At 37.9% G+C, this 24,007-nt stretch carries 21 protein-coding genes and 1 tRNA gene; 11 read left to right on the top strand and 11 right to left on the bottom strand.

Annotated features, from left to right (window positions below; genetic code table 11):
- Nucleotides 1-166: 166 nt before the first annotated feature.
- Nucleotides 167-250: transfer RNA gene (locus HDC90_RS24355), tRNA-Leu, on the bottom strand.
- Between the two features lie 362 nt (nt 251-612).
- Here HDC90_RS24355 and HDC90_RS24360 point away from each other — a divergent pair.
- Nucleotides 613-1,251, top strand: coding sequence for a DUF6266 family protein (locus tag HDC90_RS24360; protein WP_184471112.1), 639 nt, complete (start codon nt 613-615; stop codon nt 1,249-1,251).
- Nucleotides 1,252-1,284: 33 nt separating this feature from the next.
- On the opposite strand, the gene HDC90_RS24365 is transcribed toward HDC90_RS24360, so the two are convergent.
- The 4 genes from HDC90_RS24365 to HDC90_RS24380 form a co-directional block, all read right to left on the bottom strand.
- Nucleotides 1,285-2,049, bottom strand: coding sequence for an MBL fold metallo-hydrolase (locus HDC90_RS24365; RefSeq protein ID WP_184471114.1), 765 nt, complete (start codon nt 2,047-2,049; stop codon nt 1,285-1,287).
- 49 nt (nt 2,050-2,098) lie between these two features.
- Complete coding sequence (locus HDC90_RS24370; protein WP_184471116.1) at nt 2,099-2,371, bottom strand: hypothetical protein; 273 nt, start codon at nt 2,369-2,371, stop codon at nt 2,099-2,101.
- 738 nt (nt 2,372-3,109) lie between these two features.
- A complete protein-coding gene (locus HDC90_RS24375; RefSeq protein ID WP_184471118.1) occupies nt 3,110-3,760 on the bottom strand; it encodes an outer membrane lipoprotein carrier protein LolA in 651 nt (216 codons plus the stop codon).
- Nucleotides 3,761-3,821: 61 nt separating this feature from the next.
- Nucleotides 3,822-6,416 (bottom strand): DNA translocase FtsK, encoded by a 2,595-nt coding sequence (locus tag HDC90_RS24380; protein WP_184471120.1) that lies wholly within the window; start codon nt 6,414-6,416, stop codon nt 3,822-3,824.
- 869 nt (nt 6,417-7,285) lie between these two features.
- Between HDC90_RS24380 and HDC90_RS24385 the strand changes: the two genes are divergently transcribed.
- Entirely contained in the window at nt 7,286-7,954 is a 669-nt protein-coding gene (locus HDC90_RS24385; RefSeq protein ID WP_370576669.1) for an ankyrin repeat domain-containing protein, read from the top strand.
- A gap of 74 nt (nt 7,955-8,028) precedes the next feature.
- Here HDC90_RS24385 and HDC90_RS24390 read toward each other — a convergent pair whose 3' ends face one another.
- From HDC90_RS24390 to pyrF, 4 genes are all read right to left on the bottom strand, one after another.
- Nucleotides 8,029-8,247, bottom strand: a complete 219-nt coding sequence (locus tag HDC90_RS24390; protein ID WP_167293636.1) for a PspC family transcriptional regulator — start codon at nt 8,245-8,247, stop codon at nt 8,029-8,031.
- 132 nt (nt 8,248-8,379) lie between these two features.
- Nucleotides 8,380-8,595: a hypothetical protein gene (locus tag HDC90_RS24395; RefSeq protein ID WP_029277138.1), complete on the bottom strand. Its 216-nt coding sequence runs from the start codon at nt 8,593-8,595 to the stop codon at nt 8,380-8,382.
- A 52-nt stretch (nt 8,596-8,647) separates the two neighbouring features.
- Entirely contained in the window at nt 8,648-9,931 is a 1,284-nt protein-coding gene (locus HDC90_RS24400) for a DUF2851 family protein (protein ID WP_184471122.1), read from the bottom strand.
- 146 nt (nt 9,932-10,077) lie between these two features.
- On the bottom strand, nt 10,078-10,908 hold the full coding sequence (gene pyrF, locus HDC90_RS24405; protein ID WP_184471124.1) for an orotidine-5'-phosphate decarboxylase: 831 nt from the start codon (nt 10,906-10,908) through the stop codon (nt 10,078-10,080).
- A gap of 426 nt (nt 10,909-11,334) precedes the next feature.
- Between pyrF and rho the strand changes: the two genes are divergently transcribed.
- Nucleotides 11,335-13,068, top strand: a complete 1,734-nt coding sequence (rho, locus tag HDC90_RS24410; RefSeq protein WP_184471126.1) for a transcription termination factor Rho — start codon at nt 11,335-11,337, stop codon at nt 13,066-13,068.
- 83 nt (nt 13,069-13,151) lie between these two features.
- Nucleotides 13,152-13,850: a CDP-diacylglycerol--serine O-phosphatidyltransferase gene (pssA, locus tag HDC90_RS24415; protein ID WP_184471128.1), complete on the top strand. Its 699-nt coding sequence runs from the start codon at nt 13,152-13,154 to the stop codon at nt 13,848-13,850.
- Between the two features lie 209 nt (nt 13,851-14,059).
- Here pssA and folK read toward each other — a convergent pair whose 3' ends face one another.
- Nucleotides 14,060-14,566 (bottom strand): 2-amino-4-hydroxy-6-hydroxymethyldihydropteridine diphosphokinase, encoded by a 507-nt coding sequence (gene folK, locus HDC90_RS24420; protein WP_184471131.1) that lies wholly within the window; start codon nt 14,564-14,566, stop codon nt 14,060-14,062.
- 40 nt (nt 14,567-14,606) lie between these two features.
- Between folK and sppA the strand changes: the two genes are divergently transcribed.
- The gene (gene sppA / locus HDC90_RS24425; protein WP_184471133.1) at nt 14,607-16,373 is read left to right on the top strand and encodes a signal peptide peptidase SppA; all 1,767 of its coding nucleotides are present in this window, start codon (nt 14,607-14,609) and stop codon (nt 16,371-16,373) included.
- Between the two features lie 187 nt (nt 16,374-16,560).
- Here the strand turns inward: sppA and HDC90_RS24430 are convergent, their stop codons facing one another.
- A complete protein-coding gene (locus tag HDC90_RS24430; protein ID WP_184471135.1) occupies nt 16,561-17,187 on the bottom strand; it encodes a hypothetical protein in 627 nt (208 codons plus the stop codon).
- Nucleotides 17,188-17,276: 89 nt separating this feature from the next.
- On the opposite strand from HDC90_RS24430, the gene HDC90_RS24435 reads away from it, so the two are divergent.
- From HDC90_RS24435 to murA, 6 genes are all read left to right on the top strand, one after another.
- Nucleotides 17,277-18,953, top strand: a complete 1,677-nt coding sequence (locus HDC90_RS24435; protein WP_184471137.1) for a DNA polymerase/3'-5' exonuclease PolX — start codon at nt 17,277-17,279, stop codon at nt 18,951-18,953.
- Between the two features lie 158 nt (nt 18,954-19,111).
- A complete protein-coding gene (locus tag HDC90_RS24440) occupies nt 19,112-19,714 on the top strand; it encodes a DUF4254 domain-containing protein (protein ID WP_184471139.1) in 603 nt (200 codons plus the stop codon).
- A 34-nt stretch (nt 19,715-19,748) separates the two neighbouring features.
- Nucleotides 19,749-20,780 (top strand): glycosyltransferase family 9 protein, encoded by a 1,032-nt coding sequence (locus HDC90_RS24445; RefSeq protein ID WP_184471141.1) that lies wholly within the window; start codon nt 19,749-19,751, stop codon nt 20,778-20,780.
- Complete coding sequence (locus HDC90_RS24450) at nt 20,773-21,270, top strand: histidine phosphatase family protein (RefSeq protein ID WP_184471144.1); 498 nt, start codon at nt 20,773-20,775, stop codon at nt 21,268-21,270. The genes HDC90_RS24445 and HDC90_RS24450 overlap by 8 nt, the downstream gene beginning before the upstream one ends.
- Nucleotides 21,271-21,702: 432 nt before the next feature.
- Nucleotides 21,703-22,389 carry a DUF4290 domain-containing protein gene (locus HDC90_RS24455; RefSeq protein WP_184471146.1) on the top strand — a complete coding sequence of 229 codons (687 nt, stop codon included), beginning with the start codon at nt 21,703-21,705 and terminating at the stop codon, nt 22,387-22,389.
- 93 nt (nt 22,390-22,482) lie between these two features.
- On the top strand, nt 22,483-23,808 hold the full coding sequence (gene murA, locus HDC90_RS24460) for a UDP-N-acetylglucosamine 1-carboxyvinyltransferase (RefSeq protein ID WP_184471151.1): 1,326 nt from the start codon (nt 22,483-22,485) through the stop codon (nt 23,806-23,808).
- The last annotated feature ends 199 nt before the right edge of the window (nt 23,809-24,007 follow it).

The following is a 24,007-nucleotide window of genomic DNA, read 5'->3' on the forward strand; positions in this document are numbered from 1 at the left end:
CTCAAGAGGTGTAAGGGATATTAAATTCTTCTTATTCAGATTGTCGAAAATATATGCTTAAAAAAACATCCCCCCCAACTTTTCCGCTTGATCCCAAGGTTTGGACAAGTCAAAACACCGATTTGGCGCAAAAAAACCGCACTTTAAAATGTTCAAAGTGCGGTTGTACCCAAGAGGAGATTCGAACTCCCACACCCATACAGGCGCCAGCCCCTCAAGCTGGTGCGTCTACCAATTTCGCCACCTGGGTTTAAATTGTTGCAAATATATAAATTAACCATTCGTGCGAACAAAAATTCATAAAATATTTTTGAACCGAAATTCCGAAAAAGCAAATCTTTTTAAGTTGGGAATTAAAGCAATTCAATAATGCCGGGTATACCTGGCGTAATTAACCCCAGGTAAGCATTCGGTTCATATAAAGCTAATTCTGTATAAGGTAATTATAAAGTAATAACATTTATGACGGAATTTCGACGGATTTAAGTCGGGGTTTCGTCGGACTTATGACAATTAAACCCGAATAAAACCCGACGTAAATCAGAAGCAAATACAAATTATTTGTTTAGTAATCAGCAATTTGCTATATTGAACATATCAACTAACGCAATCATGGGAAAAATAGAAAGCGGAATTAACGGTGGATTTACCGGAACAGTAGGTGCTGTAACTGGCTATTACCTGAATGGGAAATGGATAATCAGAAGCAAGCGCAGAAAATCGATAAAAAACAAAATAGGCAGCGCAGATCAAAAGGCCTGCAGATCACGCTTTACGATGATGCAAACCTTTTTAAGTCCGATTGTCGGTTTTGTGAGAATTGGTTTTAACATGGAATCGAAAAAGCGAATGATGACGGCACATAATGCTGCAAAATCTTATAACATGTTAAACGCACAAAATGCAGCTGGCGAAATCGACTATGAAGCCCTGCGTTTAACCTTTGGAAATATCAGCGGTGCAACGGACGTTAAACTTGAACAGGATGATATGGGCGTGCATTTCAGCTGGTCGGATAATTCCAATGGCGATTATAACAGGAAGTATGACCAGGTGATGCTCCTGATTTACGACCTAGAAAACAAAATGGCTATTTACGAAACAGGGGGTGCCAGGCGATCAAAGGGAACGGAAACCATAGCGCTATCATCGGTTGCTAAAGGCAGTACATTTCATACCTGGATTGCTTTTATTTCAGATGACAGGACGGAAATATCAATGAGTACCTATTGTGGCACTTTTATTTTTTGATCGTAGCGGAATTAACCGCTATACAATATGATTTTAACATTCAACAGATAGTCCATCATATGCCAGCCTGATGTTTGCCGGCAATTCTTTTTCTACATCGGCATGTTTACCCAGATTATGGCTGATATGTGTAAGATAAGTGGTTTCTGCGCCTACCTTTTCTGCAAAAGCAATGGCTTCGTTTAAGGTAAAATGAGAAATGTGAGCCTCTTTCTGTAATGCATTCAACACCAATATTTTTGTTCCTTTTATTTTTTCAAAACTTTGCTCCGATATGGTTTTGGCATCGGTAATGTAAGTAAAATCGCCAATCCGGTAGCCTGTAATAGGTAATAAATGGTGCATTACTTCAAAGGGAACAATGGTACTTTCGCCGATTTTAAATGCTTCGCCATTAGTTACCGTATGGAGATTAATTTGTGGCAGACCATGGTACCTGGTTTCGGCAAAAATGTAATAAAATTCTCTTTTTAATGCTGTTTGTACCCTATCAGTCGCATAAACATCAATCACCTTGTGTAACAGATAATTAAAGGGCCTGATATCATCCAGCCCGGCAATATGATCTTTATGTTCATGCGTAAACAGAACAGCATCCAGATCCTTTACCTTTTCGCGCAAAAGCTGGTAACGAAAATCAGGACCGCTATCTACCACAATGGTTTTATCACCTGTTTCTAATAAAATAGATGTTCTTAAGCGGTTATCTCTTTTATCAGCAGATAAACAAACTTCGCAATTACATGCAATTACGGGAACGCCCTGCGATGTACCAGTGCCTAAAAAAGTAACTTTCATCTGCTTAAACTTTCCTTTCTATTGATATAATTCCAGTTTTTTATCTCCATTAAAATAATTCGGTTTGTTGCAAAGATTGATAAAATTGCCGTTGTTTTTCATCCAACAGGTTTTCGTCGGCATTGGTTTGTTTAACCAGGGCAACCAATGCGGCAATTTTTCCTTCCAGGTTTGAAAATTTATTGACTACAATAATTTTATTGTGCTCGAGCAGGCAAGAACCTGTTTTAAAATTCCCTTTCTCATAACGAACCTTATAACCCATAGCAAAAAGCAGGGCTTCCAATTTCTCTAAAGTATGGTTTGTTAGTGGCAATGACATTGGAAACAAACTTAGATAAATCTGCGCAGCATTCATAAATACGGGATGAAAATTTTATCAACCAGTGTGTTCATTTCTATTCTAAACAATGTTCTATTGAGTACAATTACTAAGGCGATCGTTATGCTTAGAGATAATTTATAGTATAAAATCAATATTAATGTATATTTTTTTGCCATATACCACTGTCTTGCCTCGGCTCGTCGCCGCCAAAGGGCTCTTTCTTTTTGGCATCAAAAAGACCAGCGAAGCTAGCTTAAATGCCGTTGAAGACATAAAGGCAAATGAAAATGAAGTGCCTCTGTTTTTTTGATGCGCCTGGGGATGTGCAAAAGGCTCATTGCTCGATTGACAAAGCGCTTTGGGTACTTTGGCGCTACAAAATGCGGAGCATTCTTGAGCACAACTAAAAACAACTAAGAGTTGCGAAAAACTACCATGCCCCCGCGGCATAGAGCGGTAGAAAATTTGTATACAAACTATTGTTTTGTCAGTCAATAACCGAAAGGGTGCTGAACTAAATTCAGCATGACGGTAACGTTAGGAATATGTGCTAAAGAACAAACACATGTTTAACTTAGGCAACTAAGATTATTTTTCACCATCCATCCTCGTTTTCCAACCATCTTAGAACACCTTAGTTGATAAAATGAACTAGGATGTTATTAAAAACAAAAAAGGTTCAGCTGTTTCCAACTGAACCTTCCAGGTTTCATCCCGCCTTAGCGGTAATAACAATTATCTTAAATCTACCACCTCAACACCAGGATATTTTTTGGCATCGAAAGCAAAGGTAGTTTCTGGCACATTTACGTTTGGCGAAAAAGTTTTCACATTATAAGTGTATTTGTTTCCATTTTTATCGAACAACACCACATTTGCAATTTGCTTAGCTGCCTTATCAATACTTAAACGTACTTTAAAAATCGATTTTTTAGCATCTACAGGTGTTAAATCAATCATTTGATAAGTTTTAGCGCCAGCTTTTTCATCGCCGGTATAAACGTATTTAAAGCCTTTTTCGTAAACAGTAAAAATCTTAGCAGGATTAATCGCATCGCCACTATTATCTACATTGCTTACCTGCACTTCTTTGTCTTTTTTCAAATAAGTCCATTGGCTTTTACCATCACTAAACAATTCCTGGTTAGTCATGGCTACTTTATACTTATTAGAGTTGGCTTTAACGTACAAAGTACCTTGCTGGGTTTCTTTTACTTTAGCTTTTGGATTATCCAAAGTAAAGGTAAAATCTGTTTTAACTACATTATACGATTTGTATTTTTTACTCACCTCTGCTAAAATGGCTTTAGCTTTCGCATCAGTTTGAGCATAAGTTGAAGTGGTAAAAGCAACTACAACCATTAATGCCGAAATTAATTTCTTCATCTTTTCTTTTTTAAATTTTTCCTTTGAAACGTTAGAGTAGATTATTGTTAAATGGTTTAATCTAATCCTTGTCATCCATACTATTCAAGAACTGTTCCAAAGAATATTCATCTGGATACAAAACTTCGCGTGCTTTACTTCCTTCAAACGGGCCAACAATACCCGCAGCTTCTAGTTGATCGATAATGCGGCCAGCCCTGTTATAGCCTAATTTTAGTTTGCGCTGTATTAAGGATGTAGAGCCCTGTTGATGCATCACAATCAGTCTGGCTGCATCTTCAAAAAACTTATCCCGTTCGTTAGGATCAAAATCAGCCTTACTGCCCTCTCCTGCTTCATCTATATATTCTGGCAGTTGATAAGCATCAGCATAACCGCGTTGGTTACCAATGTATTCAGAAATGCGGTCTACCTCAGGTGTATCAACGAAAGCACACTGTAGCCTGATTAAGTCGCTACCTGTAGATAAAAGCATATCACCCCGGCCAATTAACTGATCGGCACCACCACTATCCAGAATGGTCCTCGAATCGATTTTCGATAATACCCTAAAGGCCAGCCTGGCCGGGAAGTTGGCCTTAATGGTACCGGTAATAATATTTACAGATGGACGCTGTGTGGCCAAAACCAGGTGAATACCAATAGCCCGGGCTAATTGTGCCAAACGTGCAATCGGTGCTTCAACTTCTTTACCTGCTGTCATCATTAAATCGGCAAACTCATCTACTACTAAAACAATGAAAGGTAAAAAGCGGTGACCGTTATTTGGATTAAGCTTGCGTTTAACAAATTTATCATTGTATTCTTTTAAATTTCTAACCTGCGCATCTTTCAACAGATCGTAACGCTGATCCATTTCGATACAAAGCGAGTTTAGCGTATTTACCACTTTTTTGGTATCGGTAATAATGGCATCGGCCTCGCCCGGTAGTTTAGCTAAAAAGTGCCTTTCAATACGGTTAAACAGTGTTAACTCTACCTTTTTCGGGTCAACAAGTACAAATTTTAACTGTGCAGGGTGTTTCTTAAACAATAGCGAAACCAGAATGGCATTAATACCCACCGATTTACCCTGACCGGTTGCCCCTGCCACCAATAAGTGAGGCATTTTAGCCAAATCGGCAATAAACACCTCGTTACTAATGGTTTTACCTAATGCAATAGGCAAATCCATAGTGGTTTGGCTCCATTTTTCGGTATTTAGAATACTGCGCATGGGCACCATTTCAGGGTGTTGGTTCGGTACCTCGATACCAATTGTACCTTTACCAGGCATTGGCGCGATAATACGTATGCCCAGGGCCGCTAAAGAAAGTGCAATATCATCTTCCAGGTTTTTAATTTTCGATATCCTAACGCCAGGGGCCGGAATAATTTCGTAAAGGGTAACCGTTGGGCCAATGGTTGCCTTAATCTTATCAATTTCAATATTGTAATGATTAAGGGTTTCTACAATTTTATTTTTATTGGCTTCCAGTTCTTCGGCATTTACCGAAATTTTATTGGTACCATAATTTTCAAGCAAATCTATTGTTGGGTATTTATAGCCAGATAAATCTAGTTTTTCATCATAATTACCAAACTGTTCAACCAGGTCATCCGATTTTTTATCTTCTTCAGTTTTTTCGATTGTAAAAGCGGGTTCCTTTTCGGCTTCAATCGGTGGTTCTACTACTAAAGGCAGCGATGAGGCTGCAGCAGTAGCCAGTGGCAGATTAGCAGCTAATGGAGATAATACCACAGGTGCTACAGTTTCTTCCTCTTCTTCTTTTTCTTCGTAACGGCTTGGCTGCAATACCACATTTTGTTGTTTACGTTCGTTACCTACAGGCTTATCGCGCACCGGGAATTCAATCGGTGCTGATGGTTCTTCGTAAGTTTTGTTTTTTGCAGCTTCTGTTCTAATGTCGTTTACATAATCTGGCGTTTCGTTATCGAGGTAAACTTCTTTCGCTTTACGTTCCGGAAATTTAAAATCGATATTATAGGCAATGATTAAAATGGTTAATCCGGCAAAAGCAATTAACCCCGCAACACCAGCTGCGCCAATTTGGGCACTTAATAATTTATTACTCCAATAACCAAATTCGCCTTCCAAATAATGTGGCGATTCTGACCAAAAGCTATGTGCAAAACCTAAGGTTAACGAAATAAACAGTAAAAAGAAAAAGCTATAACCTAATGTTTTAGAGATAGAAAGGATTTTAACTTTAAACAATAAACGGTAACCGATAATAAAAAAGGCTAAAACGAACAAGAAAGATGCAATACCGAACCATTCATAAATAAACTGATGCGATAACAAAGCGCCAAATTTACCTAACCAGTTTTGAACCACGGGTGTGGAAACACCAGCTTCCTTTAGTTCTTCTGCTGTTTTAAAAAGATTGCCCCAACCGCCGTTCGCATCGATTACATAACTCTGATCATCTTGCCAGGTAAATAAATACGAGGTAAAAGCAATTAAAAAATATAATGACAATATCACAAAAAACAGGCCTACAATTTTAACTGCACGGCCATCTGCCAAGTCGAAACTTGGCAAAAAATCTCTTTTTTCTTTTGGCTGCCTGCCTGATGATGACCTGCCGGGTGCACTTTCTGCACCTTTATCTCTGAATGTATTGGTTTTAAACTGGTTACCCCTTACCGACATTTTCTATCCTATAATAATTTAATATTGAACAAACTTAGATAAAACTGCGCAGCATTAACGAAAGCCTTACAAAAAAAATAATCACAAATTGCAACCATAGCTGTTATATGCTTTCTACCATGCCTCCCCTTTTTAAAACAACGCATTAAACCCGAGGAAATATATCGTTATATCTTATTTTTATAATGTGCCTTAAATTAAATAAAAATATTCATCAGGCATTAAACCTTAAACAGAAATTATTGTCTATTATTTTAACAACACACAAGTTGTTACGTTTTGTCAAATGAAGCGGATTTTGTTTTAGGTTTTATCCCGTTTTGCCTGGAGAGGTTAAACGGGATTTTTTTTATATAGTCCTTATAGGTTTAAGTCGTTTAATTTATTTTAAAGAGCTCGTTGAGGGCTGAAGCTGCTTAAAACCCCTATGAGGCCTGGGCAGACGATTAAAGTGGTCAATATTATTTTGAAAAGCAGGGTTCGGTGTGCTTCGGTTACAAAAGTCCTGCTATCACTACAAGTCCTCACTCGTTACCTCGTTCCGGGCTTTTCGTTCTATCAGGTTTATTTAACCTGAGTCTGTGGTTCTTAGGCTTTAAGATTAATAGGTTTAAGAGTTTAGTACCAATCTTTCATCAGTACCGGAGCAAAGTGCAGCCCTGCAAAGCCCGCCCCTTTCCCGATTAACCGGGATTAGGGTAACGTCCAAATTAGTTTGCAGTTAACGGTTGGCAATTTTGGCCAAGGGCTCTTTTTAGAGATAGTATAGGATTTTTTAACCGCTAAGGTCTTGGTAGATTGCCTTACACTATATATATTTAGGCATTAAAGTTTACAATTCCTTAATTTTAGTTAATTTAAAGCGATTTTTGAACAATATTATGGGTATAGCGCAACTTGAAGAACAAATTGAGGCCGGGAACTTACAAGCAGTAAAAGAAATTTTGATAGAAAATCCAAAATTGGCAAATATTGCTACTTCTCATCACATTTCGCCGCTATTATTGGCTTGTTACTATAAAAAGCAAGAAATAGCCGACTTAATAGCTGAGTTTGTAGATCATTTAACCTTATTTGAAGCCTGTGCAGTTGGTAAATTCGATGCGGCTACCTTATTGATTTTTCAAAACCCGGAAAGTATAAATGAATTTTCCGAAGATGGTTTTACACCACTTGGTTTAGCCTGCTATTTTGGACATGAAGAATTAGCCCGTTTTCTGGTTTTAAAAGGTGCCGATGTTAACCTGGCATCAAAAAATGGCTTTAATGTATTTCCAATCCACTCAGCAGTAGCAGCTAATAATTTCAATATTACTAAAATGCTGTTAGATGCGGGTGCATACCCAAATGTTTGTCAGAAAGCAGGCTTGGCTCCATTACATACTGCTGCACAATTGGGAAATATTGAATTGATTATTTTACTGTTAGAGCACGGAGCAGAAGTTTCTTTACGTATGGAAGGCGGAAAACTGCCTGCAGATTTAGCTGCAGAAAAAGGCTTTAATGAAATTGCAGAGATTTTAAGAGACGATGACTAGTTCAGTTTGCAATTCTCAATTTTCAGTTAACAGTTTGATCAACTGCAAACTGGATACTGTAACTGTCAACTGGATCATTCCCATATCCGCAGCCGCATTCTTTTCATGTATGTCCTGATATCGAGCACAACAGCTGCCAAAAAATAGAATAATATTGGAAAGCCTACCGCCAAAAACGACGAATAAATAAAAAACAGGCGCACTTTAGCGGTACTCATATTCAGCTTATTGGCCAAATAGGTAGAAACGCCGAAACTCTGCTGTTCAAAATAAGTTATAATCTTCTGTAACATTTTAAGCTTATTTTAAAAATCTTAATCGCAAGCACAAAATAAAAATTATCCTAAACTGAAACCATTATTTTGCTTTCGAACTCTAATTTAGCAAATTTAATTGGTTAAATTTTAATAGCAAACCATACTCGTTTATTCTAAAACCAATTTTTCGAAATCCTGTTTATCTTCGTGTTTAATAAAAAGCGTTTGTTGCTCTTCCAGTCCTGAAAATTTTTTGATCAGTTCTGCCTTAAATTTATGAATATCTACATCTTTATTTAAAATAACAGTTAAGGCATCGGCATTACCCCTAACCTCAATAATCTGATTAGGATATAGTTCTTTTAGCTCGTGTGGAAATTCCATAATATAAAAACGGATTATAGGGTGGAAAGTTTTACCGGAAATCTGTATCTGGTTAAGTTTGTTTTAAAATTTTAATTCCAATACCACAAGATAGGCATTTTTTCTCATCACAATATTGCTTTTTTAGCTGTAAAATTCCCTGAGAGGCAAAGGCGTTCGTTACCTTCACTCCTGCTGCTGTAAATTTATCAGTAATTGCATTTTGTTCAGCAGGCAAACTTTCTAACAGTTTTATTGCTCTACTGATAAAATATGATGTTGCTGTATGTTTCCCATAAGCGAATAAAAACAAGGCTACAGTATTTAACAGCACATTATCTACAGATGTTTTCCCGATCTGCATATTTACTGAGGAGGCTACTTTCTTAAAATGATAATGTGTTTTCCAGTAATCATTTACTGGCAGGTTTTCAAATAACGTACGCAGCCCTGCCACATCCTTTATTTCCATCATTTTAGAAAAAAGATGATTGGCTTTTATAATTAATGCTGCAAATTGTGCCAGGCGGATGGTTGGAAAGTTTTGAGGACGCATGCGCATAAATTTCCACAATGAAACGTTAACGGGCTTAATGTTGTATTTCTTTTGGAGAAACTCAAATTCGGCTTTTAACTTTTGGGGATATTCTTCTTCAAAATGATCGTTTAAAAATCCTGCAGCACCAAAAACCAATGCCTCTATCTGATATGGATTGTTTTTATGCCTGGCATAAATATGCTGCGGAACTGCTTTGGCAAACAGCTCAAAAGGTAAGGCATTTATTTTGAATCCGAAATTACGTGCCATAAAACGGTAGAAAGTCTCATCCCAATTCCCATGTAGTTCGCTTAAGGTTTCCGTAACAGCATTTGTTTTCTGCTCAAAACGCTCCAGCAAGGTTCTTGATAAAAAAGAATCAACAATTAACGCATCTACCTTTCCTATTTGAGCGATGCAAGGAAAATCAGTTAAGGTGAGAAATAGATTTTCGTACTTTCTGATCAGATCGTTAGAAATGCGGCTCTTCAATTCTAGAACAGGTAAAACAGATCCATCCATCCTGTTTATTTCAGCATCATGCTCATAAACTACATGTAAGATTACATTTTCATATCCTGGGTTAACCTGGTGGTTGTGTTTTAACCAATCAGACGATTTTAAGTGAATTTCTACATTTCCTGCCCAGGTGGTATGGCCAATTTCCATTTTTGCGTGAAAAAAATCGGGACCAGCATTTTTATTGAGCAGGCCCGGGTTTATGATTTTCAGATTTTCGCCGCGCGTAGTTTGCAGATCGTTAAAATCGAACGACCTGAACTGCCAAACGTAATGAAGAAAATCTTCCGGAAAATTCATTTCGGAAGATAATGAATTTACTTGGTTTCAACTAACTTATAAGTTTAAATTTTTCTCGACGTCACCCTGAATTTATTTCAGGGTCTTACACACAAAAAAGATGCTGAAACAAGTTCAGCAAGACGCTGAAGAGAAGTTTGGCTTAATTAAATTAGTTCTGCCTTAACTAAAATCTGCTCCATTTCTTGTTGCAGTTTCAACGCTTCTTCTCTGGCCTTTTCGGCAAAGTCTTCACCCTGGCTGGCATAAATAATTCCTCTTGAAGAGTTGATCAATAATCCACATTGCGAATTTAATCCATATTTACACACTTCGCCTAAATCTCCACCTTGTGCACCAACCCCTGGTACCAAAAGAAAGTGATCTGGTGCCAGTTTACGTACATCGCCAAAAGCGGCGCCACGGGTTGCACCTACCACATACATCATCTGCTCATCAGTTGCCCAGGCTTGGGAGGTTTTAATTACTTTTTCAAAGAGCCTGTCTTCCCCAACTTCCTGCAATTGAAAATCGGCATGCCCCATATTCGAGGTTAAAGCCAATAGAATTACCCATTTATCTTTAAAAGTTAAAAAAGGTGTTACCGAATCGCTACCCATATAAGGTGCAACGGTAACCGAATCGAAACTCATCTCAGATGATGCGGCATTGAAAAACGTTTCGGCATACATGGCAGAAGTATTGCCAATATCGCCGCGTTTGGCATCGGCAATAGAAAAAATATCTTTTGGAATATATTTCCAGGTTTCGATTAAGGTTTCCCAACCTTTTTTACCGTAACACTCATAAAAGGCAGTATTGGGTTTATAAGCTACACACAAATCTTTCGTGGCATCGATAATCTGTTTATTGAATTCCAGAATCGGATTTTCATACTTTAACAAATGTTTTGGTATCTTATCTAACGAAGAATCTAATCCGACACATAAAAATGAACGTTTTTTTTGTATCTGCTCGAAAAGTTGCTGCTTGGTCATATATGGGCTTATTTGCTGCAAATATGAAGATTTTTAAGTTTTCTGAGCGATAAAATAATGTGCACATTAATTATTTTTATAAACATTTTAAACTTTTGCTTGCAGATTACGTTTCAAATACATACAATTGCACCATAATTTCTCAACCGTTTATCTGAATATCCCAGAAAAATTTATCAAGACTTGTTTTTTGTTACCATTTTTTAGAAGCAAATATTGCTTTTTATTCAGCTTGTAAACAATTATGAAACAATTTGAGCATTATCCCTAATGAACTCATTTAATGTTTTATAGCCTTAAGAATTTATACACAATTGAAAAGCCGGGCTTACGCTAACACAAATATTTTTTAAGCCTGTGTAGATTTATAACAGAAAACATCCGTTATAAACAAATGAAAAATTTCTTGAAACATATATATTTAGAATGTTTAGTAAAACAGAATTAAATGATAAGCTCACAACAGAATTACGTGAGCTAGCAAAAAGCTATGGCATTGAAGGTGCCGACTCCTTAAGAAAAATCGACCTTGTTGAAGTCCTTTTACACCAACAAGAAATTATAAATGCCGCTAAAGCTGGTGCAGACCCTTATAGCGAAATTGAACCTATAGCAGCTGCTCCTGCACCTAAAACTAAAGCTGTAAAAGCCCCAAAAGTTACGGCTGCAGCAGCAGCTACAGTAGTAGCCGATAAGCCTGATGTAACTACAGCCGATAAGCCTGTTAAAAAAAGGGCAAGGTTAACAAAAGCCGAACCTGTAACACCAATTGAAAAGAGAAGAGATGCTGTAACATTATTTGATGAACCTCAGCACCAACAACAGCCAGAAAGACAGCCCGACAGAATTGTTGAAGCGGAAGAAAGTGTAAAACCAATCTCTGCTTTAATAGAAGAAAGTGCAGAAGTACTTCCGGTAGCACCAAAACAAAAACAAGAGCCTAAAGAAAAGCAGGAAAAACCGCAACGCGACGAAAATCGCCAGCAAAAACAACCAGGCGGTGGCAATCACCACAAGAACGAAAACAGTTACTCTAACCTGGATTTCGATAATGTAATTACAAATGAAGGTGTTTTAGAAATTATGCCAGATGGTTACGGTTTCTTACGCTCGGCAGATTACAACTACTTAACTTCTCCTGATGATATTTATGTATCTCAGTCTCAAATAAAACTTTTCGGATTAAAAACCGGTGATACTGTAAAAGGTAGCATCCGTCCGCCAAAAGAAGGTGAAAAATATTTCCCATTGGTTCGCGTAGAAACCATTAACGGCAGAATCCCTGCTGAGGTTCGCGACCGTGTTCCTTTTGATTATTTAACGCCGCTTTTCCCAACCGAAAGATTAAACCTATTTACGGATACGAACAATTATTCTACCCGTATTATGGATTTATTTACCCCAATTGGTAAAGGACAGCGTGGTTTAATTGTTGCCCAGCCTAAAACGGGTAAAACCAATTTATTGAAAGAGGTGGCTAATGCAATTGCTAAAAACCACCCCGAAGTTTATTTAATTATCTTATTAATTGATGAGCGCCCAGAAGAGGTTACCGATATGGCCCGCAGTGTAAGAGCTGAGGTAATTGCCTCAACTTTTGATGAGCCGGCTGAACGTCATGTTAAAATTGCCAACATTGTTTTAGAGAAATCGAAACGCCTGGTAGAAAGTGGACATGATGTAGTCATCCTTTTAGATTCGATTACACGTTTGGCGAGAGCATATAACACTACAGCCCCAGCATCAGGTAAAATATTATCAGGTGGTGTTGATGCCAATGCTTTACATAAACCAAAACGTTTCTTCGGTGCGGCCCGTAACATCGAAAACGGTGGTTCATTAACCATTTTGGCTACAGCATTAACCGATACAGGTTCTAAAATGGATGAGGTGATTTTTGAAGAATTTAAAGGAACTGGTAACATGGAACTTCAGTTGGATCGTAAATTATCTAACAAGCGTATTTTCCCAGCTATCGATATTACGGCATCAAGCACCCGTCGCGACGATTTATTACACGACAGAGATACGTTACAACGCGTATGGATATTACGTAACCACCTGGCTGATATGAACAGCCAGGAAGCGATGGAATTTGTTCAATCTCAAATAAAAGGAACAAAAAGTAACGAAGAGTTCTTAATTTCGATGAACAGCTAAATAAGGTTAAGGGTTGGAAGGTTGAGGGTATAAGGGTTTTCCTACAGCCTTCCGCCCTTCCAGCCTTCCAGCCTTCAAATCCTATGAAAAAGCATCTCCCTAATGCGATTACCTGTGCAAACCTTTTATCTGGTTGTATCGGAATCGTTTTTGCATTTAAAGGCCATTTAGAAACCGCAGCTTATTTCGTTATTTTCTCCGGAATTTTTGATTTTTTTGATGGCATGGTTGCCCGCTTATTAAATGTTAAATCTGCAATAGGAAAAGACCTGGATTCTTTGGCTGATATGGTAAGTTTTGGGTTCTTACCAGGTGTAATTATGTTCCATCTTTTAAAAGGAAGTGATTATGCATCAGATTACCTGCCATATTTTGGTTTTTTAATCACTATTTTTTCCGCCTTGCGGTTGGCCAAATTTAACAATGATGAAAGGCAAACAGAAGATTTTATTGGCTTAAATACACCAATGAATACTTTGTTTATTTGTTCGTTGCCATTTATTGCCAACGATTATCCGCAGATTATTGCTTCTAGCATTTTGCTGATTGCCATTACAGCAATTACAAGCTTCTTACTGGTGAGTGAAATAAAAATATTCTCTTTAAAATTCAGCGATTTAAGCTGGGCGAAAAACAAAATCAAATTTATTTTCCTCATCCTATCGGCTATATTAATTGCTATTCTAAAATTTGCGGCAATACCCTTTGTTCTGGTATTGTATATCGCTTTGTCTTTTCTGCATTTTAAGGGCGCAACCCCAATAAGTCAACCTAAGGGATAATTTATTGCATCACAATCATCATGAATGATAGGAGAACTTAAGAGAATAAAATCTCCGCTGAGGATCGTCATTGCTGTAAAGGCTTTTTCAGCCGACGAAGCAATGACGATTTTTTTTGAGTCTGTCAATAGTAGCGTAATCGAAAGTCACTATCAATCGTTCAATAAGAAAAGAAAGTGCACGGTCGTTGGTCGTATAAACTGGATGCTTTAAAGCTTTTTAACTTCAAGTGGATCATCAATATTGCGACAGATTGATAAAATTGTTTTTCCGAGTACAGGATGCAAAACATCAGGCGCAATTTCGGCCAGGGGTTCCATCACAAATTTTCTGTTCTGCATATGCGGATGAGGTACCTGAAGTTTATCTGGAATATTGATGATTTGATCTCCAAAAAGAATCAGATCGATATCAATTAAGCGTTCTCCCCATTTATCTTTCCTCACCCTGCCCAGTTCCTGCTCAATGTTTAATGCAAGATCTAAAACTTCCAATGCACTTAAATTAGTTTGCAAGGCCACAGCCTGGTTTAAAAATGCAGGCTGATCGGTTTTACCCCAGGCAGCGGTTTCGTAAAGAGATGAGAAGGCTATCACCTTACCAATTTTATTGTTCAATAGTTCGATGGCTTTTTTCAAATTAGCCTCCCTATTGCCTAAATTTCCACCCAGTAACAAATAAGCCGTATTGCACTCTAAAGCTTTATTAAGCATCATGTATTTTTATATCTTTACAGCACAAAATTAAAACATTTAAATGAGAGAATTCTTTAAGTATTTATTTGCCTCTATGTTGGGCTTTTTCTTATCAATAGTCATTGTATTTATTATCGGCTTCGTAGTTGTAGTGGGTTTAATATCTTCTATTGATAACGACAAAACGGTTGTTGTATCTAACAATTCGGTACTATTCCTAAATTTAGACCAAGCCATTACAGAACGTACGCCCAAAAATCCATTCGGAAACCTACCTATTGTTGGGGGTGAAGAAAAAGACGGCATTGGCTTAAACGACTTCTTAAAAGCGATACAAAAAGCCAAAACAGACGATAATATTAAATGTATTTACCTGAATGTGAGTAGTCCGAATGCAGGTTTTGCAACTTTGCGCGAGGTTAGAAATGCGCTGATTGATTTTAAAAAATCTCATAAAAAAATTATTGCATACAGCGAAGTATATACACAAGGGGCTTACTATTTAGCTTCTGCAGCTGATAAAGTATATTTAAACCCCGAAGGTGCTTTAGAATTTAAAGGTTTTAGCTCTGAATTAACTTTCTTTAAAGGAACTTTAGAAAAAGTTGGTGTAGAAATGCAGGTTATCCGCGTGGGAAATTACAAAAGTGCAGTTGAGCCATTTATTTTAGATAAAATGAGTGATTACAATCGCAAACAGGTTACCGCTTATGTTGGTGGCTTGTACAATACTTTCTTAACTGATATTGCACAGAGCAGAAATATCCAAAAAGACAGTCTCTATAACATTGCCGATAATTACGAAGTACAGCAGCCACAAGATGCCGTAAACTTTAAAATGATCGATGCTTTAAAGTACAAAGATCAGATTTTAGAGGAATTAAAAGGATTATCTGGTAGAACCAGGGGAGAGAATGTCCGTTCTGTTTCTATTAACGACTATGCCAAAAACAATAGCGATACGGGTGAAGGAAAAGACAAAATTGCTGTGATTTATGCCAACGGAGAAATTAGCGGCGGCGAAGGTTCTGATAAACAGATTGGATCGGAACGGATTTCCAGAGCCATCAGAAAAGCCCGCTTAGATGACGATATTAAAGCGGTTGTACTCCGTGTAAACTCTCCCGGAGGTAGTGCACTTGCTTCAGACGTAATCTGGAGAGAGGTTGTATTAACCAGAAAAGAGAAACCGGTTATCGCATCCTTTGGCGATGTAGCTGCATCAGGCGGTTATTATATTGGTTGTGCTGCCGATAGTATTTTTGTTCAACCGAATACCATTACCGGTTCTATAGGTGTATTTGGTATTATCCCGAATTTCCAAAATTTAATGACCAATAAACTGGGCATTACATTTGATGGTGTTAAAACCGGTAAATATGCTGATATTATGGCCACTAACCGCCCTATGACTGCAGGAGAAAAATTCATCATCCAAAATGAATTAAACAGAATTTACAGTGGTTTTGTGAGCCGTGTGGCCGATGGCAGGAAGAAAAGCAAAGCTTATATCGATAGCATTGGCGGTGGCCATGTTTGGATTGGAACAGATGCCGTTCAAATTGGCCTGGCCGATAGAATCGGAAGTTTTAACGATGCCATTAAAGCGGCTGCTAAAAAAGCTAAATTAAAGAATTATAAGGTGGTAGAATATCCGGATGTAATAGACCCATGGAAATCGTTAATGGACGAGGGTACAGACAGGATTAAAACCTATTATACCAAACAAGAACTTGGCGATAATTATATGCTTTACCAACAGATGAAAAAAGTGATTGCGAGCTCTGGAATTCAGGCCAGAATGCCTTTCGAAGCAGTAATTAAATGATAATTAAACCTCGCAGGTTTTGAAGGCTGAAGCGTTAAAAACCTGCAAGGTCTAATCTAGTAATAGGATTTTGTTTAACTATACTATCGTCATCTCGACTGTAGCGCAGCGAAACGGAGAGATCTTTAAATTTGCCTTGAGGCCTTTATTAAAAGATTTCTCGACTCCGCTCGAAATGACGGATTAACTACTCAATCAACTTCCATTCGGGATGCAAAGTAAGATAAGTCGCATTAACCGGAATATTCACCTGATGAACCGTTAAAGAAATACTTTTTCCCTTTAAAAATTCAAAGCCAATCCCGCCATCTTTGGCATCATAAACCGTTACGGTATCTTTATTTTCATTTAAATAAGAAGAAAGTTTTTTAATGTTTGGAAATTTTAGCTTAATCTCTTGCAAAGTTGCCCCTGTAGCCAAGCCATCTTTTGTTTTAAATCGATTTGAGGTAATCCTGATCTGTTTTACATCCTTAACACGCATACTGGTATCTCGGTAAGAAGAATATACAGCAATTTCATCACGGTGTTTTGCCGAATCTTTGCTGTACCAAATCCCCCAGGCTTTCCCCATGGCAGCATCACCAGCATCAGGTTTGCCAAGCTTTTTAGTTACCTGCTCTATATTTTCTCCTAAAGTTATTTCACCAACCGAACGACCAGCTACAACCAAAAACCGTTTATCTACAGTTTGCGCCGGTACAACAGCGATGTTTGTTACCGAATCGGCTTTATTTTCATCTTTTTTATTTCCAGATTGGCAGGCAGCCAAACTTATACTTAATCCTAAAAGGATAATTTTTATAGGTTTCATCCGTGTAAAACAACGCTTTAATAAAATTGTGTTTAGAAATTGATGAGCTCGGTCAAAATTTGAGGCATTATTTCCTAATTTTACCCCTTATGGAAAATAAGACCATTGCCCGCACCTTACGTCTCCTATCGCAGTTAATGGAACTGCATGAGGAAAATCCTTTCAAGATCAAATCTGTTGCAAATGCCTATTTCAAGGTGGATAAACTGCCTTTTGCCTTAAAAGACAAACCTTTAGATGAATTAGATAAAATTGAGGGTATAGGTAAAGGACTGGCTTCCAAAATCATAGAACTTCTCCAAACAGGAGAATTAAAAGAACTTAACGAAATTCTCGAAAAAACACCAGAAGGTGTAGTAGAAATGCTGGCTATAAAGGGCATCGGACCAAAAAAAATATTCATTATCTGGCGTACCTTAGGAATAGAAAGTATAGGCGAACTATATTACGCCTGTAACGAAAACCGCCTGATTGAAGCCAAGGGTTTCGGGTTAAAAACGCAGGAGGAGATTAAAAATGCCATTGAGTTTAAACTGGCTGCAAATGGCAGATTTTTATATGCGCAGGTTGAAGGTTTTGCAAAAACCTTATTTACCCAACTTTCTGATTGGACTGCAAAAATTGATAACCACGCCCTTTTGGGTTTCGCTGGTCAGTACCGTCGCGCTTGTGAGATTATTGATGAATTAGAAATCGTAATCGGTACAGCACAAATCGATGCCATTAAACAAAACTTACCCGTTTTTGCTCCACTTTCACTTATCGAAGCTGAAAATGCTTTCATCTGCACTACAGAAGCAGGTTTTAGAATCAAGATTGATGTGGTAGAAAAAGCTGATTTTTATTTGCAATGGTTCAGCTTAACTGGAAATACAGCACATGTTGAAAAAGTATTGGCATTAGCTGGCGATGGACCTTTCGCAAACGAAGAAGAAATTTACAGTAAAGCGGGTTTATCTTTTATCGAACCCGAGCTTCGCGAAGATTTTGATGAAATTGAACTGGCGAAAGCCAATAAACTTCCAACTTTAATCCGATACGAAGATTTAAAGGGCAGTTTGCACAACCACTCTACCTGGAGCGATGGCGTACATACGCTGGAGCAAATGGCTATATACTGCAAAGAAAGCTTAAATCTTCAGTATTTAGGAATCTGCGATCATTCTAAAACTGCTGTTTATGCAAAAGGCTTAAACGAACAGCGTGTTTTTGCACAGCACCAGGAAATAGATGAACTAAATAAAAAACTCGCTCCCTTTAAAATTTTCAAAGGTATTGAGAGCGATATTTTAAGTGATGGCTCATTGGATTATGCTGATGATATCCTTAAAACATTCGATTTTGTTGTAGCCTCTGTACACAGCAACCTCCGCATGGACGAAGACAAAGCAACCGCACGTTTATTAAAAGCTATCGAAAATCCGTATACTACCATCTTAGGTCATCCAACGGGTCGCTTATTGTTGAGCAGGGCCGGATACCCGATAGATTATAAAAAAATTATTGATGCCTGTGCAGCCAACAAAGTGGTAATCGAAATCAATGCCAATCCTTTACGTTTAGATTTAGATTGGCGCTGGCACCGTTATGCACTCGAAAAAGGTGTTTTATTGTCGATAAACCCCGACGCGCACCGCACCGAAGGTTTTCATGATATGCATTACGGTATTTTAGTGGCCCGCAAAGGTGGCTTAAGTGCCGATAAATGTTTAAATGCTTTTACTTTGGAAGAGATAATGGCGTATTTTGCCAATAAGAATCTTTAGTCTTTAGGGCGAAACAGGTATAAAATAATCTTGTTTAAATCTAATAAATAAATCGTTGTAATCGCTAAACCTATGCAATCACCCGTAAGCATGTTTCGACTACGCTCGGCAGACAATAACCATAATAACCATAAGGAATCTTTTAATATCTTTGCCCCATGATAAGTGAAATTGCCAACCGCATATTTAATCAGGTAATTACAGACTACCACAAGTTTGATGATATTGACCATCCGATTGAAAACCCATATGATGCCGAAAGTTTAGAGCATCTTTTTTATATTAAAAACTGGATTGATACCGCTCAATGGCACATGGAAGATGTAGTACGCAACCCGCAGATTGACCCGGTTGAAGGTTTGAGCTGGAAAAGGCGTATTGATGCGCAAAATCAGGTACGTACGGATATGGTTGAGTTTATTGATGGCTATTTCTTAAACCTTTATCAGGGAATTTCGGCTTTGCCAGATGCAAAAATCAACACCGAAAGTCCGGCTTGGGCAATAGATAGGCTTTCTATCCTGGTACTAAAAATTTACCACATGCAGGAAGAGGCTGAACGTGAAAGTGCATCAGCCGAGCACCGCATGCAATGCCAGACTAAATTAAATGTACTGTTATCGCAACGCGAGGATTTATCAAACAGTATAGACGAGTTATTGGCGGATATTGAGGCAGGCAAAAAATACATGAAAGTATACAAACAAATGAAAATGTACAACGATCCGAGTTTAAATCCGGTATTGTATAATAAATCATAGAAAAGCGGAAAGACCAAAGCTGAAAGCGAAATTCATGTCATCAACCCAAAAAATTATTGTTTTACGTTTTTCGGCTATGGGCGATGTGGCCATGGTAGCTTCTGTTTTACAAGAATTTTCTGCGCAAAACCCAACAGTTGAGCTAATTATGGTAAGCCGGCCAGCTTTTAAACCCTTTTTTGATCATATTCCCAACCTCATCTTTCACCCTATCCAGCCTAAAACCATTCACAAAGGAATTAATGGCTTATATAAACTCTATCAGGAACTTCGCACTTATAAACCAACCGCAATCGCCGATTTGCACGATAATTTGAGAAGTAGAGCAATTTCTACTTTTTTTCGTTTAACAGGAACAAAAATCAGGCGGATAAACAAAGGAAGAGCTGAGAAAAAAGCACTAACCCGTACCAATAACAAGGTTTTTAAACCACTGAGAAAAACTGTTGAACGTTATGCAGATGTTTTCCGCGAATTGAGCTTTAATGTTAAGCTAAGTCACCAAATAAATAGATCTCCGCAGCAAATTCCGACAAATGCACAACATTTGTTCACCAATAACGCCACAAAAAAAATAGGCATCTCCCCTTTTGCACAGCATGTTTATAAAGTGTATGATTTGGAAAAAATGGAAGCGGTAATTGCCTCGTTAAGTGGATTGGGTGATGAACTTTTCATATTTGGTGGTGGTAAAACCGAGCAAGCAGTTGCTGAAAACTGGACTAAAACGTATAAACATACTTATAATTTAATCGGCAATTTTAACTTAACGGAAGAGCTTGCCATTATCTCGAACTTAGATGTAATGTTGAGCATGGACTCATCTGGCATGCACATAGCATCACTTGTTGGCATACCCGTTATATCTATTTGGGGGCCTACACATCCTTATGCAGGCTTTTTAGGGTATGGACAACTGGAAAGCGATTGTATCCAGATCGATCATCCAGCAAGACCAAATTCAATTTATGGAAACAAACCTTGCGTCTGCGGTGTTGAAAACTGTATAGATTTAATTAAGCCCGAAACAATTGTAAACAAAATTAAAGAGAAACTCAATGGCTAAGCAACTACTTTTGGTCCGCCATGGCAAATCGGATTGGGGAAATATAGATTTAAGTGATTTCGACCGCCCGTTAAATAAACGAGGTAAAGAAAATGCACCAGAAATGGCCGAAAGATTGGTTAATAGGGGTTTCAAAATAGATCTGATCGTAAGTAGCCCTGCTAAAAGAGCCAAATCTACTGCCAAATATTTTGCAGAAGCCTACGATATAGAACATATCCAATTTGAAGAATCTATTTACGAAGCCAATACCACAGCCCTACTTAAAGTGGTTAACGGATTAAATAATGGCGCAGACCATGTAGTAATGTTTGGCCATAACCCCGGTTTTACAGATTTTGCGAACGAGTTATGTGATGCCGACATTTACAACATTCCTACAGCGGGCATGGTATTAATTTCTTTTCCTTTTGATTCGTGGCAAATGGTAAGCAAAGGAACAGGAGAATTGATATTTTTTGATTACCCGAAGAATAGTGATGAAGTTTAAGGCTTTTTACCATTAAGGGATTAAGAACATTAAGGCTTAAATTCATTGCAGATTGGCTTTAGCCAACTGCAATGAATACTTAAAACGGCTTAGCTCATTGGCGCTGCAAAGGTCTTTTCCGACAAGCACAATCTGTCGTAAAATAAACCCGGTAGTAGCGGCAGCCCCCCGATCCTTCATCGGGGCAATAGCGAATAACGGGACTGAAGAAGCCAAGAACTACTGGCAAACATTTCCAAAAAAATATAATCACAAATCCGATACGTATATCACAAATTCGATAGGAATATTACAAATCAAATAATTTTATTACCTTTGAATATATAAAACGAAAATCTGGCAATAGACATTTCGGTGAATTCATAACCTAAACTCTTCTGGTTATTTCATAATTCGTATCGCCAGAAAATTTATCCATTAATTTATCTGAACATGAGTTTTGACTATAATACTACGCGTAGCCATTTAATTTTATCGGAATATGGCCGTAACGTACAAAACATGGTGAAGTATATCTGCGAATTACCCACCATTGAAGAACGTAATAAATATGCCCAGGCGGTTATCGACCTGATGGGTTTTTTGCAACCACATTTACGTGATGTTGCCGATTTTAAGCATAAACTTTGGGATCACCTGCACATTATTTCTGGTTACCAGATTGATGTTGATAGTCCGTACCCAAAGCCATTAATAGAAAATGCTTACATTAAACCAGAGCCTCTTGCCTATCCGCAGCAACGCATTACCTACAAACATTATGGTAAAACAGTTGAAAATCTGATCGAAAAGGCCATGCGTGAAGAAAATGCCGAAATTAAGAAGGCAATGGTTCAGAGCATCGCAAATTTTATGAAAATGGCTTATGTTACCTGGAATAAGGATAATGTGAGCGATGATACCATTATTAAAGATCTAAAATACCTTTCTGGCGGATTGTTATCACTCGACGAGGGTGTTAACTTAGCTAAAGTAGAATTTAGAGCGCAAAATCCTCGCCAAAGCAATAATAACAATAACCGGGGCAGAAGCAACAACAATAACAACAACGGAAAAAACCGTCAAAATAACAACAATAATAACCGTCAACGCAACAACAACAATAAATCTAAATATTAATAACCATGCGTCATTCTGAACTTGATTCAGAATCTTTGGAATAGATGCTGAAATAAATTCGGCATGACGAACGGGTTAGCAAAAGAAAAATATATGAACGCATTTGAGATAACAGGCGGAATTAAATTAAAAGGCGAAATTACCCCTCAGGGAGCCAAGAATGAAGCTTTACAGATTTTGTCAGCTGTATTGCTCACCGAAAAAAAAGTAACCATCAGTAATATTCCTGATATTAAAGACGTAAACAAACTGATTGAATTACTTGGCGATTTAGGTGTTACCGTTGAGCGCATTAATAAAGATACCTATACTTTTGAAGCCAAAAATATTGATTTAAATTTCTTTGAATCTGATACTTTTAAATCGAAAGGTGGTGGTTTACGTGGTTCGATCATGATTGTTGGACCATTGTTGGCACGTTTTGGAAAAGCAGCAATCCCTAAACCGGGTGGCGATAAAATTGGCCGCAGAAGATTAGATACCCATTTTATTGGTTTCGAAAAGTTAGGTGCTAAATTCGTTTACGACAGCAAAAAAGCTTTCTTTAACGTAGATGCCACCAATTTACAGGGTGCCTACATTCTACTGGATGAAGCATCTGTAACCGGAACGGCAAACATTGTAATGGCTGCTGTTTTAGCTAAAGGTACTACTACCATTTACAACGCTGCCTGCGAGCCATATTTGCAACAGCTTTGCAAAATGCTTAACCGCATGGGTGCAAAAATTTCGGGCATTGGCTCTAACCTGCTTACCATTGAGGGCGTTAAAGTATTGGGCGGAACTGAGCACAGAATGTTACCAGATATGATCGAGATCGGTTCATTTATCGGTATGGCTGCCATGACAGAGTCGGAAATTACCATTAAAGATGTTTGTTATGATGAACTGGGCGTAATACCAGAGGTTTTCAAAAAACTAGGTATTAAATTAGAGCGTCGTGGCGATGACATCTATGTACCATCGCAAAAACATTACGAAATTGACACTTTTATTGATGGTTCGATTTTAACCATTGCCGATTCGCCATGGCCAGGTTTTACCCCCGATTTATTGAGTATTGTTTTAGTTGTAGCTACACAGGCAAAAGGAAACGTGCTCATTCACCAAAAAATGTTTGAGAGCCGTTTATTCTTTGTTGATAAACTGATTGATATGGGCGCACAAATTATTTTATGCGACCCGCACCGTGCTACCGTTAATGGCATTGATAAAAAATACAAACTTCGCGGCATTAGCATGACTTCTCCTGATATCAGGGCCGGTGTTTCCTTGCTAATTGCAGCTTTATCTGCAGAAGGCAAATCGACGATCTATAACATCGAACAGATTGAACGTGGCTATCAGGATATCGATACACGTTTACGTGCCTTAGGCGCACAGATTAAGCGTGTAAATGCTGATGCACCGAGCCACTAAAGGTAGAAGCAGAAAGACTAAGGCTTAAAGCTAAATAGCATATAGCAAAATGCCCAGGTAAAATTTTACTTGGGCATTTTTTATTTTGATCTCATTTTAAGGGAATCGTCATGCTGAATTTATTTCACTGTTGTCCGGAGAAATATTTTTTTGTTTATAAAAAAGGGTAGCTTTAAGTCTACCCTTTGTAGTGTTATAT

The sequence above is a fragment of the Pedobacter sp. AK013 genome, from assembly GCF_014205835.1.
GTDB lineage: Bacteria > Bacteroidota > Bacteroidia > Sphingobacteriales > Sphingobacteriaceae > Pedobacter.